We start from the raw sequence: 14,899 nt of genomic DNA on the forward strand, positions 1-14,899 counted from the left end.
CTCAGGGGAAGTGGACGTACTCGTAGTCGACCGGCTTGTCGTTGATGCCCTTCGACGGCGGGGCGATCCAACCCGCGATCTTGCCCGGCTCGTAGACCGGCCGCATCAGCGACCGGACGTGGGTCTTGTCGGCCTCGCTGGGTAGCCACGTGTCCTCGTTGGCCGCCCAGACGTCCTCGCCGACGAGGTCGCCCTTCGGCGTGACGTGGTGGTCGGCGAACACGCCGACGTGGCGGTTGAACCCGACGTGCGGCAGGTACAGGCGCCGGCCGATCCCGCCCTTCTCGAGCACCCGGTTCCAGCGCTTCAGCCCGGTCTCGCAGTCGGCGATGTACTCGCGGCGCAGGTCGTGGTTGAGCGCGAGCAGCGCCGACACCTCGTCGGTGGTGATCTCGCCGTCCCGCACGACGTCGATGTGCGCGGCGTCCTCGGTGAGCACGTGGTCGTCCTTGCGCCGTTCCTCCTGCCAGCGGCCCTTCAGCCCGGCGGTGAAGTAGTTGGCGGCGTTGGTGGAGCGCTCGGAGCCGAACAGGTCCAGCGACACCGAGTAGTGGAAGTTGATGTACTTCTGGATCACGTCGAGGGGGATGCCGCCGCGGGGCGCGATGTCGTCGGTGTCGTGCTCGCGCATCAGCTCGGCGGTGCGTGCGACCACCCGGTCGATGCCGGTCGTGCCGACGAACATGTGGTGCGCCTCCTCCTTGAGCATGAACTCGCAGGTCCTGCTCAAGGGGTCGAACGCGGATTCCTTCAGCGTGCCGAGCTGGTACTTACCGTCGCGGTCCGTGAAGTACGTGAACATGTAGAACGACAGCCAGTCCGGCGTCTCCTCGTTGAACGCGCCGAGGATGCGGGGGGAGTCGATGTCGCCGGAGTTGCGCTGCAGCAGCGCCTCGGCCTCCTCACGGCCCGCCCGGCCGAAGTAGGCGTGCAGCAGGTAGACCATCGCCCACAGGTGGCGGCCCTCCTCCACGTTGACCTGGAAGAGGTTGCGCAGGTCGTACAAGCTCGGGGCGCTCTCGCCGAGGCGGCGCTGCTGCTCCACCGACGCCGGCTCGGTGTCGCCCTGGATCACGATGAGCCGCTGCAGGTCGGCGCGGTACTCGCCGGGCACCTGCTGCCACACCGGCTCGCCCTTCTGCTCGCCGAAGGCGACGCGGCGGTCGGTGTTGCGCTCGGCGAGGAAGACGCCCCAGCGGTACTCGTCCATCGGCACGTGGTCGAAGTGCGCCCACCCCTCGCGGCCGACCGCGACGGCCGTGCGCAGGTAGACGTCCTCGGTGGGCACGGCGGGGCCCATGGTCTTCCACCAGTTCAGGAAGTTGGGCTGCCACGACTCGAGGGCCCGCTGCAGCTTGCGGTCGCCCGCCAGGTCGACGTTGTTCGGGATCTTCTCGCTGTAGTCGATGCTCATGAAGTGGTCACACCCGCCTGCGGTCGAAGTCGGCCCTGCGGCCCGTGCCGTACCGGCGCAGCGCGCCTTCCGGGCCCGCCGCGTTCGGTCGAACGAAGATCCAGTTCTGCCATGCGGTGAGCCGACCGAAGATCCGTGTCTCCATCGTCTCCGGGCCGACGAACCGGTGGTTGGCCTCCATACCGGTCAGCGCGTCGGGGGACAGGGACGCCCGCTCCTCCAGCATGATCCGGATCTCGTCGTCCCAGTCGATGTCGTCGGGAGCGTCGGTGACCAGCCCCAGCTCCAGCGCCTCGCGCGCGTCGATGCGGCGTCCGGCCTCCTGGCGCAACTTCGCGACGTGATCGTCGTCGCCGTAGAAGCGGCTCGCGAGGCGGGAAAGGCCGTTGCCCATGGGGAAGGCGCCGAAGTTGCTGTCGGACAGCACGATCTGGGCCGGCTCGCCCTCCTGGGCGTCCTCCTCGAGGAAGCCGTCGAGCATGTACTGCCGGTCGCAGGCAAGCGCCAGCTCCAGCAGCGCCCCCGCGAAGCACGAGCCCGGCTCGATGAGCGCGACCAGCGAACGCGATGTGACGTCGAGGCGCTTGAGCACGCGCTTGTAGTAGTGCCGGATCTCGTTGACCAGCCAGTCGTCGCGGGAATGCTGCGCGATCACGCGTTCGAACGCCAGCGCGTCCTCCACGTCGCCCTTGGTGCGGATCACCCACGTGCCGAGCTCGCGCTCGTTGGCGCGCAGCCGCAGGATCAGATCGTCCAGCTCCCGGCTCATCGCGAGCGGCCAGAACCGGGCGCCCAGCTCGTGCACCCGCTCGACCGTGTCGGGGACGTCGCCCTCCGGGCCGTGCACGGTGATCTCGACGATCCCGTTCGCCCGGTCGTAGCGCGCCTCGACGTGCTGGTAGCGCAGGCCGTCGGCGGACTCATCACGCTGTAGCGGCGGCAGTTCGACGCCATGGGCGTCGGCCGGCCGGGTGGAGCGGGCGGCGACCTCGGCGGCGCGCTCGGCCACCGTCTCGTCCCACTGCCGCTTGGGGATCACCTCGTCGACCAGCCGCCACTCGACGGCCTGCCGCCCCCGGATGCCCTCGGAGCGGGTGGCGAACACGTCGGCGCGGTCCTTGCGCACCTTGCGCTTGTCGGTGACGCGGGTGAGCCCTCCGGTGCCGGGCAGGACCCCGAGCAGCGGCACCTCCGGCAGCGCGACGGCGGAGGAGTTGTCGTCGATCAGCAGGATCTGCTCGCACGCGAGCGCCATCTCGTACCCACCGCCCGCTGCCGTGCCGTTGACGGCCGCGATCCAGGTCTGCCCGGAATGCGCGGTGGCGTCCTCGATCTCGTTGCGGGTCTCGTTGGTGAACTTGCAGAAGTTCACCTTCCACGGGTGGCTGCTCTGGGCGAGCATTCGGATGTTCGCGCCCGCGCAGAAGTTGCGGTCGCGTGCGCTGGTGAGCACCACCGCCCGCACCTGCGGGTGGGAGAAGCGCAGCCGCTGCACGGCGTCGTGCAGCTCGATGTCGACGCCGAGGTCGTAGCTGTTCATCTTCAGCTCGTAGCCCGGCACCAGCCCGCCGTCCTCGGCGACGTCGAGGCGCAGGTACGCGACCTCCCCCTGCACGTCGAGCCGCCAGTGGCGGTAGCTCGACGGATCGGTGTCGAACGAGACCTGGGGTTCGGTGGCCGGCTCGGCGGTGCTGGTCATCGCTGACGAACCTCCTGCGGCGGCGCGGCGGACCTGCGTCAGTCTACAGCTGCTCGACAGAACGGCAAGTAGATGTAGAACGTTCGGTGGGTTCAGCTGGTCCACATGGCTCGAAGGCGTTGGCGAAGCCAAGATGGCCGTGCACGGACCTCCGAACGCGTCATTGCGGTGATGCAGTCGGGGCATGTCGGTCCGATCGGGGCAACGAGCGGAGCGGGGCTGATCAAGCGGCTGCACATCACTCGGACCTGCCGTGAGCCGGTCAACGGTTGGAGTTCCCAGGTGGGGTGGTAATGCGCACGCCCGTCTCCGGCATCCGTGACGACGACGACTCGGGTCGACCAGCCGTAGGCCATCCAGCTCGCCTCGCTGTCACCTTCGACGGTGGGCTGGTGCCGGCAGTTGCTCGCGGGTGTTCGCCTCGCTGAACGCGCGCGCAACTTCCGCCAGATCTGCGAGTCGACACGGCGAGCGCGGCGCTCCGCGTACTCCTCGCACGCAACCGCGGCACCGTCCGTCCGGCCCCGCAACGTGCTCGGCCAGCAAGGATGAGAGCAGTCGGGGCCACCCGGCCAAGATCATCGCCGCTTCTTGCATCCGGACGGGCGCGGTCCACGCATCCATGACATCACCCCTCTATGGGCGATCGCGTGCTCGCCCTTGTGTCAGAGCGTGTCACTGCAGATCGTTGCGAGTCAAGCTTCGCTCGTCTTGACGCTGGACCGTCGCCAGGCCCATGCTGGAGTCACTGCGTTTCAGGCCAATTCAGAAGGGGTCGCGCCATGGCGCTCGTCGTGCTCGCCGACAGTGGATGTCCGGACGGCACTTGCCCGACGTTCTTGATCGACGAGGCCACGGGTGATGTGTTCGTCCGTGGCTACGACCCGGAGGACCCGTTGGGTCAGCGTGAGCTCGACGTACGCATCCCTGCCGTCCGGTGGGCGACGCTGATGGCAAAGATGGGCAACTGAGCGAGTTTGCGAGCGAATTCATGTCACAGCGCACCCGCGAAGCGCTCGCCGAGGGCAGCGAGGTCGAGCGGTGAGCGGGCAGACCTTCGACAGCCTCTTCGAATCGTTCGAGCGCACCGTGTTCCGGCTCGAAGCCTTGCCGGCCTACGAGGTCGGTGGCGCCGACGCAGAACGGTTCCAGGCGTATCACGAGGGGCGCCCGTTGTCGGTACGCTCCGTCCGCACCAGCCCCTGGCTGGCCAGGATCGCCGTTTCGACGGTCACCGCGGGAAAGGCGTGGTCGAGGGTGCGTGTCGTGGATTCCCCGCTCAGTCCCTACCAGCGGTACTCGCTGGAGGCCTACCGGGAGTCGCAGGCCGCGGGCGAGGAGATCTTCCTCGCCCCGCGATCGGCGGTCCGCGACTGGGGTCCAGACTTCTGGCTCTTCGACGGGGGTACACCGAGAGCCCGCGCCGCGCTCATGCGGTACTCCCCTGACGGACAGTTTCACGGGTTCGAGTTCGTGGAGGACCCGGAGCCATTGGCGGGGATGGAACAGGCACGGCTGAACGCGGTGGCAAACAGCGTTCCGCTGAACGTGTTCCTCGCGGAGGACGTCGCCGGTGCCTGACGCTTCCGCGCTCAGACAGGAGCTGGCGACGGAGCTTCGCACGCTCCGCGCGATGGCCGGCGTGTCCGGCCGCGCGCTCGGGGAGCGGATCGGCACATCTCAGGGCACGGTCTGGCGAATCGAGCACGCCCAGGCATTGCCCACTCGGCAACAAGCGCAGGCATGGCTCGACGCATGCGCGGCCGACGACGAGCGCACGACACGCGTGCTGCACATGCTCGAAGATGCCTACCGGGAAGCGCCGACATGGACGCGGACCCTTGCCGGCCGCAACCACATGCAGAGCGAGATCGCGGCCCGGGAGCGCGCCTCGGTATCGGTGCGCAACTTCCAGCCCACGATCGTGCCCGGACTGCTCCAGACTGCCGAGTATGCGCGGCATCTGGTTCCTTTCGTCGACCGGACCGGCGAGGTCGATGTCGAGGAACACGTCGCGAAGCGGCTGGAGCGGCAGGCGATGCTCGATGCCGAAGGGTGCCGTTTCGCCTTCTTCCTCGGGGAACGAGCGCTGCGATGGTCGCCGGGGCCCGGCGTGATGGCCGCGCAGCTGGAGAAGCTCGCCGCAGCCATCGCGCGGCCCGGGATCACGCTCGGAGTGGTTCCCGACGCGGCGCCGGTCGTGGCCTGGCACAACTTCGTCATCCACGAGCCCGCGGATGGGCAACCCACGTACGTGACCACCGAGACCGTGCACGGCGAACTCACGGTCCGCGAATCGGCCGACGTGGCGATCTACCTGAAGCTGTGGGATCAGCTTCTGCACTCGGCTGTCGTCGGTGACGACGCCGCGGAGTGGATCCGCAAGCTCTCCTGAGCCCAGAAGCGTGGCGGGGCGTTCCGCGGAACGCGACCGGCGTCCGTGGTCCGGCTCCGATTAGGCACTCGCTACCGATGTCCCGTGGTTCCGGCAGCGGTAGGACAGACCGATGGGCAGCGAACTCGACCCCATCCGCGTGGCCGAACGGTTCGTGTCGGCGTGACGACGGTGCAGAGGATCGAGACCGAGGTGCTGGTCGTCGGTGGAGGGCCGGTCGGCTTGACGCTTGCGATGGACCTGGCCTCGCGCGGGATCGATGTCACGGTCGCCGAGCTGCGTCACCGTGGCGAGCCGCCGAGCGTGAAGTGCAACCACGTGTCGGCCCGCTCGATGGAGATCTTCCGCCGGCTCGGCGTGGCGAAGAAGGTGCGCGACGCCGGCCTGCCGCCGGACTACCCCAACGACGTCGTGTTCCGGACGACGGCGACCGGGGTCGAGCTCGCGCGCATCCCCATCCCCAGCCGTGCCGACCGCTACACGGCCACCAACGGACCGGATACCTGGTGGCCGACGCCGGAACCACCGCACCGCATCAACCAGATCTACCTCGAGCCGATCCTCCACGAGCACGCCGCCGCCATGCCGGGCCTCGTAGTGCGGAATCGCGTCAGGGTGAGCGGCTTCTCCCAGTCAGGACACGACGTCATTGCCCGGGCTGAGAACCTGGACTCCGGCGAACGCTTCGAGATCGCCTGCGCGTACCTGGTCGGCTGCGATGGCGGTCGATCGGCGATTCGGCGGGAGATCGGGGCGAGGCTGCACGGCGACCCGGTCGTGCAGCGTGTGCAGTCCACCGTCATCCGTGCGCCGGGCCTGCTGCCCCTGATCCGCGGCAAGCCGGCATGGGCGAACTTCTCGCTGAACCCGCGGCGCACCGGCAACATGTATGCCATCGACGGGCGCGAGACCTGGCTGATCCACAACTATCTGACGCGCGCCGAGACCGACTTCGACGCCGTGGATCGCGATGCCTGCATCCGACTGATCCTCGGCGTCGGACCCGCCTTCGAGTACGAGGTGATCGGCACCGAGGACTGGATCGGGCGCAGGCTGGTGGCCGACCGCTTCCGCGATCGCCGGGTGTTCATCTGCGGCGACGCGGCGCACGTCTGGGTGCCGATGGCGGGTTACGGGATGAACGCGGGCATTGCGGACGCGATGGACCTGTCCTGGCAGCTGGCAGGCGTGCTCGAGGGCTGGGCGGCGCCGCCGATCCTGGACGCCTACGAGGCGGAGCGGCTGCCGATCACCGATCAGGTCTCCCGCTTTGCCATGGACCACGCGATCACACTGGCCGGGCAGCGCGGTGCCGTTCCGGACGACATCGAGGCGCCGGGGCCGGTCGGCGACGTGGTGCGTGCACAGGTGGGCAGCGCCGCCTACGACCTCAACGTGAACCAGTACTGCTGCGGCGGTCTCAACTTCGGCTCGTTCTACGACGCTTCGCCGATCATCGCCTACGACGGGGAAGCGGCACCGGGCTACACGATGTCCGACTTCACCCCCTCGACGGTGCCGGGATGCCGCGTGCCGCACCTGTGGCTGCGCGACGGGCGACCCCTCTACGACGCGCTCGGGCCGGGGTTCACCCTCCTGCGCCGCGATCGATCGGTCCAGGTGGACACCCTCGTCGCTGCGGCCGCGCACCGCGGCGTCCCGCTGGCCGTCCTCGACCTGGACGCGGAGGAGACCGCGGCGCTCTACGCCCGAGATCTCGTGCTTGCGCGGCCGGACCAGCATGTGGCCTGGCGCGGCGACCGGGTGCCCGCGGACCCGCAAGCACTGATCGACCTGATCCGCGGTGCGACCTCGGCCGGTGTACGACGGGCTGGGTAGGCGTCGGGCGCGGACGGCACGCAAGCGGCTGCTTGAACAGGCTTGTGCAGGTCAGGCCTTCGCTTCCGCCACGTCCTTCGCCGTGTCCTGTGGCGGCGTCACCGTGGCCGCCGCCCGCTCCCGCAGCCGGTAGCGCTGGATCTTGCCCGTGGCTGTGCGGGGCAGCTCGTCGACCTGCACGACGAGCCGGGGCCGTTTGAACGTCGCCAGCCCGGCCCGGCAGAACGCCACCACCTCGTCAGGGTCCACGGTGGCTCCGGGGCGAGCCACGACGTAGGCGACCGGCTTGTCCAGCCCGTCCTCGTCGGCTACACCGACGACGACTGCCTCGGCGAGCGCCGGGTGCTCCAGCAGCCGCGCCTCGACCTCGGAGGGGCTCACCCAGATCCCGCCGACCTTGAGCACGTCGTCGGCGCGCCCGAGGCACGTCCAGCTGCCGTCCTCGTTGCGGACGTACTGGTCACCCGTACGCATCCACTCGCCGTGGAACACCGCCCGGTTGACGCTCGTACGGCACCAGTAGCCGGTGCAGAGCGACTCGCCGGCCACGTAGAGCATCCCCTGCTCGCCCGCGCCGTCGATCACGCTGCCGTCGGGGCGGCGCAGCTGCACCTCGTAGCCGGGCACCGGGAAGCCGGAGCTGCCCGGGACCACCCTCCCGGGGACGTTGGAGATGAAGATGTGCAGCGCCTCGGTGGAGCCGATGCCGTCGAGGATCTCGAAGCCGTACAGGTCGCGGATGCCGTGGAACATGCGCGGCGGCAGCGCCTCGCCCGCCGACACCCCGTTGCGGACGGTCGCGAACGTCTCCCGCGGCAGGTCGGCGGCCATCAGCGGGCCCCAGAAGCTGGGGCCGCCGAAGAAGAGCGTGACGCCGTGCTCGACCACGCGCTGGGCGTACAGGGTGGGGTTGGGCCGCGACGGCTCCAGCACGCTGCTCGCCCCCACCGAGAGGGGGAAGAACAGCGAGTTGCCGATGCCGTAGGCGAAGAACAGCTTCGCCACCGACAGGCACACGTCGCCAGGGCCGATGCCGAGCACCTGCGCGGCGTAGGTCTCGCACACGTAGCGGATGTCGGTGTGGCGGTGCATCGCACCCTTGGGCCTGCCGGTGGTGCCGGACGTGTAGAGCCACAGTGCGGGCGACTCGTCCCAGGTCGGGTACGGAGCGTCGAGCGGCTCTGCGGTCAGCAGCGCGTCCCAGGTGAGCCCGGTCGTACCGGGGACGTCCGGCGCGGTGTCGCCGGTGAGCACGACGTGGCGCAGGTCCGGCGCGTCGGCCGCGGCGGCCGTCACCGCGTCGGCGAACTGCGGGCTGCCCACGAGCACCCGGGCCCGGGAGTCGACGACGAGCGTGGCCAGCTCGCGGGCCGTGAGCATGGTGGATGCGGGTACCGCGACCGCGCCCATGTACATCGCGGCGAGGATGCCGGTGGCCAGCTCGACGTCGTCGGTCATGCAGAGGAGCACGCGCTCCTCGGGACGGACTCCGATGGCGACCAGGCCGGCCGCGACCCGGCGAACCTCCGCGGTGAGCTGGTCGTACGTGTGGGTACCCCGCGGATGGCGGAGAGCGACCCGCTCACCGTCACCGGCGTCGACATGACGCTCGGAGAGGTAGGCGGCGGCGTTGAACAGTTCCGTCATGGGAGCGGCTCCGGTCCGAACGGGTGGGTCCGAACTCTACTGCTTGCTCACGCTCCGTCAACGTTACGTAGAAGATTCCCGCTAGCCGTGCTTCCCACACCCATGCGCGCGCTGCTATGAACGACCTCGGCCGCTCGTCAAAGGAGATCAGCGATGCAGACCCGTGGCGCCATCGTCCGGCAGGTACCGGGCAAGTACGAGGTCGTGGACCTCGAAGTCGACGATCCTCGTGAGAACGAGGTCCAGGTCAAGATGGTGGCATCGGGCATGTGCCACTCCGACGACCACGTGGCGACAGGCGACATCCCCGTGAACGTCTACCCGTTCGCGGGTGGGCACGAGGGCGCCGGCATCGTCACCAAGGCAGGCGTCAACACCAAGGGGCTGAAGGAGGGCGACCACGTCGTCTTCTCGTTCCTGCCTTCGTGTGGGCACTGCCGCTGGTGTGCCTCCGGCATGCAGAACCTCTGTGACCTGGGTGCTGGTCTGCTGGACGGTGCCCGCTGGGGCAGCCCCGGCGACTACCGCCTCAAGCTCACCGAGACCGGCCAGGGCGTCGGGCAGATGTGCGGGATCTCGACGTTCCTGGAGACCACCACCGTGTCCGCCGACTCCGCGGTGAAGGTGCCCGACGACATCCCCCTCGACAAGGCCTGCCTGGTGGGCTGCGGGGTGGGCACCGGGTGGGGCTCGGCGGTCAACTCGGCCGAGGTGCAGCCCGGCCACACCGTGATCGTCATGGGTATCGGTGGCATCGGCATCAACGCGGTGCAGGGCGCGGCCCACGCCGGGGCGTCCAACATCATCGCGGTGGACCCGGTGGCCTTCAAGCGCGAGAAGGCGCAGGAGCTGGGGGCCACGCACGCCGTCGAGTCGATGGACGAGGCCACCGAGCTCGCAAGGCAGTTCACCAACGGGCAGGGAGCCGACTCGGCGATCGTCACCGTCGGCGTCGTCAAGCCCGAGCACGTCGCGCAGGCCTTCGGGGCTATCCGAAAGGCCGGGACGTGTGTGGTGACCGGACTCGGTGACGTCACGGAGGTCGGCCTGCCGATCGCGGTCTCCGAGCTGACGCTGATGCAGAAGCGGCTGCAGGGCTCGCTCTTCGGCGCGTCCAACCCGAACTGGGACATCCTGCGGCAGCTGCAGCTCTACCGCGAGGGCGTGCTCAAGCTCGACGAGTTGGTCACGAAGACCTACTCGCTCGACGAGGTCGCGCAGGGCTACCAGGACATGCACGACGGCAAGAACATCCGTGGCGTCATCATCTACTGACGTACCGGTAGTCGGTCTCCGTCGCGAGCGCGAGGTCCTCACCGTCGCGCTCGCGACCGGCCGGCACGTGGTCATCGAGGGTCCGCCCGGTACCGGCAAGTCGACGTTGCTGCGCTCGATCGCCAGGAAGAACGGGCGTGCCGTCGTGTTCGTCGAGGGCAACGCCGAGCTGACGCCTGCCCGGCTGGTGGGGCAGTTCGACCCGGCCCAGGTGCTCGCCGAGGGCTACCGCCCGGCGAGCTTCGTCGACGGGCCGCTGCTCACCGCCATGCGCGAGGGTGGCCTGCTCTACCTCGAGGAGCTCAACCGCGTCCCGGAGGAGACGCTCAACGTCCTGATCACCGTGCTCGCCGAGGGCGAGATCGCGGTGCCCCGGCTGGGCCCGGTTCGGGCTGGGCCGGAGTTCCGGCTGATCGCGGCGATGAACCCGTTCGACGCGATCGGCACGGCGCGCGTGAGCCAGGCGATCGCCGACCGGATGTGCCGGGTGGTCCTCGGCTACCAGGACGAGCCGGCGGAGCGCCAGATCACGAACGCCGTGACGGGCCTCGACGGCGAGGTCGTCGAGCTGGCGGTGGGTATGGCACGGGCTACCCGCACCCACCGCGACGTGCGGATGGGCTCGTCGGTGCGCGGCGCGATCGACATGGCGCTCATGTCGACCGGCCTCGCCGAGCTGCGCGGCGAGGCGGCCCCCGGGCGTGAGACGGCCCGCGACGCGGCCTACGCGGCGCTCTCGGGCCGGATCCGGATCGGCGACGGTGTGGACCGGACGCCCGAGTCCGTGATCGATGAGCTGCTCGACGCGCTCTGGCCGGTCGACGATCCGCCGGACGACCCGGGAAAAGGTGACGGCCCGCCGGACTCCCCGGCGGGCTTCCGGCCGCGCTCCCGCCCCGGCCGCGACCGCGCGGGCCGAACCCATGGCCGGGCCCAGCTCGCGGCGCAGCACACCGCGTTCGCCGACGTCTCACCGGAGGTGGGCACGCTCGACCCGGCGGCGTTCGACGCGCTGCTCGCCCGCGACCCCGAGGCCGCTGCCGCGCTGCTCGCCGATCTCGCCGTCGCCACCGACGAGGGGCTGCGCGCCGCCGCCCGGCAGCTCGCGGGCCGGGTGTTCCTGCGCCTCGGCCGGGTCGGCCCGGCCAAGGCCCGCGGTACCCGGCGGCTCGCCCCGGTGCCCCGCGGTGACGGCGACCTCGACCTGGACCGCACCCTCGACGCCTGGGAGCCGGGTCCGACCCGGCGGCCGGGTCCCGCGGACGTCGTCACGCGCGGCTGGACCGCGTCACGGCGCGCGGTCGCCCTCGTCGTCGACGTGTCCGGGTCGATGCAGGGCCACGCCGTCGCGCTCGCTGCCGTCGCGGCGGCCGGCGTGGTGCTCGCGGCGGGGGACGCGCTCGTCCCGGCCGTGGTCGCGTTCGGCACGGGTGTGCGGGTCCTGCAGGCCCACGGTGTGCGGCGCCCGCCGGAGGACCTGCTGTCCGAGCTCGTGGCGCTGCGCGGCCACGGCACCACGGACCTCGCCGCCGGGCTGCGTGCGGCCGCGGGGCAGCTCGCGGGCGCGGTGGCCGACGATCGGCTGGTCGTGCTGCTGTCCGACTGCATCCACACCGCGGGCGACGACCCGGCGACCGCGCTGGGCGGCATCGACCGGTTGCAGGTGCTCGTCCCACTCGGGGGAGCCGACGCGGAGGCCGCGGCCGCGGCGCTCGCGGCCCGGCGCGGAGGGCGCGCCCAGACGGTGCGGCGGCTCGCCGAGGTGGGCCCGGCGCTCACCAGGGTGCTCGCATAGCAGCCGCGCGGCCCCTCGGCCCGGGATCTGTGCGGTCGCGTCTGGGGCGCCACATATCGTGATCCCGTGGTGCACGACAACGTGGGCGCGATCGACCGATCGTGGGCCGAGCCGTTGCCTCCTGCGGTGGGCAGCCTCGCCCGCGGAGGCTGGTCGAACACATCGGGAGCGACATCGGGAACGATCGTCGCGAGGTCGGTGGACGGCGGGATCACGGTGGGACCGAAGGTCGGCCGCAGCATCCTGTTCGGACGCAACGCCGACGAGGTGCACGTCTGCATCGGCGCCGACGACCGCCGGGTGAGCCGCCGGCACGGCGAGCTGCGCTGCGACGGTGCGCGCTGGTGGCTGCACAACCTGGGAAGGGCCCCGATCCGGCTCCCCGAGCGCAGGCTGTTCCCGGCCGAGGAGCCGGTGCCGCTCGTCGAGGGGTACACGCCGGTGTTCCTGCCCGGCACGCGCGAGCACCTGCTCGAGGTCTACATCGTGGGCCGGACGGGCGACCGGCGCGCCGCCGACCACGCGAGGGCGACGATCGCCCCGTCCACGTGGCCGCTCTCGCCCGACGAGAAGCTGGCGCTCGTCGTGCTCGGCCAGCGCTACCTCCTGCACGAGCCGAACCCCCAGCCGCTCACCTGGCGGCAGGCCGCCGACCAGCTGGGCGAGCTGCAGCCGCCCGCCGCCCAGTGGTCTGCCAAGCGGGTGGAGCACCTCGTGGGCCGGGTTCGTGCGCGGCTCTCGCGCGCCGGGGTGGCCGGTTTGACGAGGGAGGAGGTCAGCGGCCCGGTCGGCAATGCGCTCAACCACAACCTCATCACCGAGCTGGTGCGGTCCACGACCCTCGTGCCGCCGGACCTGCGCCGCCTGGATCCCCCGAGCTGATCCCGGCGAGTGCGCGAGGGTTGCCGACCCACTGTTCTATCCTCCGTGCGGTCTCGCCTGGGGGGAGTTGGGGATGACCGGGATCCCGGACGGTGCTCCGGTCGCCGTTGTCGCGGGCCGCTACCGGCTGCGCGAGCTCGTCGGGACCGGTGGCATGGGCGCCGTGTGGCGGGCCGCTGACGAGCTGCTCGGCCGTGAAGTGGCGCTCAAGCAGGTGCGCATCACCGACCAGCAGGACACCGACGTCGCGCTCGCGCGCGAGCGGATCATGCGCGAGGCCCGGATCGCCGCGGCGCTGCACCACCCCCACATCGTCTCGATCTTCGACGTCGTCCTCGAGGACGGCGAGCCGTGGCTGGTGCTGGAGTTCCTGCCCTCCCGCAGCCTGGGCAGCGTGCTCGCCGAGCGTGGCACGCTGCCGGCCGTCGAGGTCGCCGCCATCGGGGCGGACGTGGCCGAGGCGCTGGCCGCGGCACACGCCGCCGGGATCGTGCACCGCGACGTGAAGCCGGACAACGTGCTGTTGTCGCGGCCATCGGCCGCCGGGCCGCTGGTCAAGCTCACCGACTTCGGCATCGCCCACACCGCGGCGGCGCCCGCGCTCACGGCCACGCAGGTGCTGACGGGTACCCCGGCGTACTTCGCGCCCGAGACCGCACGCGGCGAGGGCACCGACTCGCGCAGCGACGTCTACTCGCTCGGCGCCACCCTGTACGCCGCGGTCGAGGGACACCCGCCCTTCGGCGCGGACACCGGCAATGTGCTGGCGTTGCTGGCGCGGATCGGGCGCGGCGGGGCGCCCCTGCCGCTGCGTGCCGGGGAGCTCAGCGAGGTGCTGAGCCACCTCACGGCCGACGACCCTGCGGCACGACCCACCGCGGCGCAGGCGCATGCCGCGCTCCGGGCGATCGCCGAGGGCCGCCCGCCGGCGGGTCCGCCCCCCGCCGGGCTCGACGCCGTGCCCACGGGCAAGCCGCCGCGTCGTGGCCGGCGGGCGGTGGTCGCGGTGGCCGCCGTCCTCGTCGTGGTGGCCGGTGTACTCGCGGCCGTCGCCGTCTACCGGCCATCCGGCCCGCCCGTCGCGGCTCCGACCACGACGGCGCCCACCACCGCGACCATCGCGGACCCCGACACGGCCGACCCCTGCTCGCTGCTGGACCCGGCGTCGGTGGAGCGCTTCGGCACCACCACCCTCGACCCGGACAACGTCCTGTTCGCCGGGTGCCGCGCGGACATCACCCGGCCCGACGGCGGCGCCATCGGGTTCACGGTCGCGTTCGAGAGCCGGGCCGAGACCCGACAGATCGCCGGTGCCTCCCGCACGGAGGAATTCGGTTACCCGATCATGCGCTACCCGCCCGGTGACGACTACTGCGAGCAGCGGATCCAACTCGGCGACGGGAACGCCGTGCTGGTATCCGCCGTGAGGTACGAGGACCCGTCGGGCGCGACCGATCTCTGCGCGATCGCGCAGGCCGGCCGCGCCGCCGCGCTCGCCCGGCTGGTGAACCAAGGCATCGGCGAGCGACAGCCGCTCAGCGCCACCAGCCCGCTCGCCGGCATCCCCGCGTGCGGCCTGCTGACGTCGGAGGAGATCGCCGCCGCGATGACGGACCCGTCGCCGCCGCAGCCGCACTTCGGTGGGTGGGGCTGCAACTGGAACGACTACCTGCTGGGGGACAGGGTGGTGGTGACGTACTACCGCGGCTTCGCCCTCGGCAACTCCGACGGCACGCCCTCCGAGTTCGCGGGCCACCCCGGCGCCGTGCTCGCGCGCGAGGGGAACTGCTGGGTGCAGTTCGTGCAGCGCTCCTACTCGGTACGGGGTAGCAACCGGGTGGAGGCCGTCTGGGTGACGTACTGGGGCACCGGCACCGGTGACCAGCTCTGCCAGACCGCCACCACCCTCGCCACGGCGGTGGCAGGCCGCCTGCCTCCACCCAGCTGATCAGG

The 14,899-nt window shown here is 71.1% G+C and carries 11 protein-coding genes; 8 read left to right on the forward strand and 3 right to left on the reverse strand.

Going from position 1 to position 14,899, the window contains the following annotated elements; genetic code table 11:
• Window position 1: 1 nt before the first annotated feature.
• Together boxB and boxC are read right to left on the reverse strand one after the other, a co-directional pair.
• Window positions 2–1,414: a benzoyl-CoA 2,3-epoxidase subunit BoxB gene (gene boxB, locus K1T35_RS07620; RefSeq protein ID WP_220259457.1), complete on the reverse strand. Its 1,413-nt coding sequence runs from the start codon at window positions 1,412–1,414 to the stop codon at window positions 2–4.
• Between the two features lie 7 nt (window positions 1,415–1,421).
• Window positions 1,422–3,113 (reverse strand): 2,3-epoxybenzoyl-CoA dihydrolase, encoded by a 1,692-nt coding sequence (boxC, locus tag K1T35_RS07625; protein ID WP_220259458.1) that lies wholly within the window; start codon window positions 3,111–3,113, stop codon window positions 1,422–1,424.
• A 782-nt stretch (window positions 3,114–3,895) separates the two neighbouring features.
• Between boxC and K1T35_RS07630 the strand changes: the two genes are divergently transcribed.
• The 4 genes from K1T35_RS07630 to K1T35_RS07645 all read left to right on the forward strand — a co-directional run bounded on the left by K1T35_RS07630 (window position 3,896) and on the right by K1T35_RS07645 (window position 7,347).
• On the forward strand, window positions 3,896–4,084 hold the full coding sequence (locus tag K1T35_RS07630) for a hypothetical protein (RefSeq protein ID WP_220259459.1): 189 nt from the start codon (window positions 3,896–3,898) through the stop codon (window positions 4,082–4,084).
• Window positions 4,085–4,154: 70 nt separating this feature from the next.
• Window positions 4,155–4,694 (forward strand): DUF6879 family protein, encoded by a 540-nt coding sequence (locus K1T35_RS07635; protein ID WP_220259460.1) that lies wholly within the window; start codon window positions 4,155–4,157, stop codon window positions 4,692–4,694.
• Complete coding sequence (locus K1T35_RS07640; protein ID WP_255621683.1) at window positions 4,687–5,508, forward strand: helix-turn-helix transcriptional regulator; 822 nt, start codon at window positions 4,687–4,689, stop codon at window positions 5,506–5,508. The genes K1T35_RS07635 and K1T35_RS07640 overlap by 8 nt, the downstream gene beginning before the upstream one ends.
• Window positions 5,509–5,670: 162 nt before the next feature.
• On the forward strand, window positions 5,671–7,347 hold the full coding sequence (locus K1T35_RS07645) for an FAD-dependent oxidoreductase (protein WP_220259462.1): 1,677 nt from the start codon (window positions 5,671–5,673) through the stop codon (window positions 7,345–7,347).
• A gap of 51 nt (window positions 7,348–7,398) precedes the next feature.
• Here K1T35_RS07645 and K1T35_RS07650 read toward each other — a convergent pair whose 3' ends face one another.
• On the reverse strand, window positions 7,399–8,994 hold the full coding sequence (locus K1T35_RS07650) for a benzoate-CoA ligase family protein (RefSeq protein ID WP_220259463.1): 1,596 nt from the start codon (window positions 8,992–8,994) through the stop codon (window positions 7,399–7,401).
• A 153-nt stretch (window positions 8,995–9,147) separates the two neighbouring features.
• On the opposite strand from K1T35_RS07650, the gene K1T35_RS07655 reads away from it, so the two are divergent.
• The 4 genes from K1T35_RS07655 to K1T35_RS07670 all read left to right on the forward strand — a co-directional run bounded on the left by K1T35_RS07655 (window position 9,148) and on the right by K1T35_RS07670 (window position 14,894).
• Window positions 9,148–10,269 (forward strand): NDMA-dependent alcohol dehydrogenase, encoded by a 1,122-nt coding sequence (locus K1T35_RS07655; RefSeq protein WP_220259464.1) that lies wholly within the window; start codon window positions 9,148–9,150, stop codon window positions 10,267–10,269.
• Window positions 10,250–12,064: a MoxR family ATPase gene (locus K1T35_RS07660; RefSeq protein ID WP_220259465.1), complete on the forward strand. Its 1,815-nt coding sequence runs from the start codon at window positions 10,250–10,252 to the stop codon at window positions 12,062–12,064. The genes K1T35_RS07655 and K1T35_RS07660 overlap by 20 nt, the downstream gene beginning before the upstream one ends.
• 66 nt (window positions 12,065–12,130) lie before the next feature.
• Window positions 12,131–12,946, forward strand: coding sequence for an FHA domain-containing protein (locus K1T35_RS07665; RefSeq protein WP_255621684.1), 816 nt, complete (start codon window positions 12,131–12,133; stop codon window positions 12,944–12,946).
• 73 nt (window positions 12,947–13,019) lie between these two features.
• The gene (locus K1T35_RS07670) at window positions 13,020–14,894 is read left to right on the forward strand and encodes a serine/threonine-protein kinase (protein WP_220259466.1); all 1,875 of its coding nucleotides are present in this window, start codon (window positions 13,020–13,022) and stop codon (window positions 14,892–14,894) included.
• The last annotated feature ends 5 nt before the right edge of the window (window positions 14,895–14,899 follow it).

This window comes from Pseudonocardia sp. DSM 110487, from assembly GCF_019468565.1.
Taxonomy (GTDB): domain Bacteria; phylum Actinomycetota; class Actinomycetes; order Mycobacteriales; family Pseudonocardiaceae; genus Pseudonocardia.

Excerpts from the sequence above, each read along its gene's own strand:
- boxB (WP_220259457.1), bottom strand. The coding sequence starts at position 1,414 with ATGAGCATCGACTACAGCGAGAAGATCCCGAACAACGTCGACCTGGCG.
- boxC (WP_220259458.1), bottom strand. The coding sequence starts at position 3,113 with ATGACCAGCACCGCCGAGCCGGCCACCGAACCCCAGGTCTCGTTCGAC.
- K1T35_RS07630 (WP_220259459.1), top strand. The coding sequence starts at position 3,896 with ATGGCGCTCGTCGTGCTCGCCGACAGTGGATGTCCGGACGGCACTTGC.
- K1T35_RS07650 (WP_220259463.1), bottom strand. The coding sequence starts at position 8,994 with ATGACGGAACTGTTCAACGCCGCCGCCTACCTCTCCGAGCGTCATGTC.
- K1T35_RS07655 (WP_220259464.1), top strand. The coding sequence starts at position 9,148 with ATGCAGACCCGTGGCGCCATCGTCCGGCAGGTACCGGGCAAGTACGAG.
- K1T35_RS07670 (WP_220259466.1), top strand. The coding sequence starts at position 13,020 with ATGACCGGGATCCCGGACGGTGCTCCGGTCGCCGTTGTCGCGGGCCGC.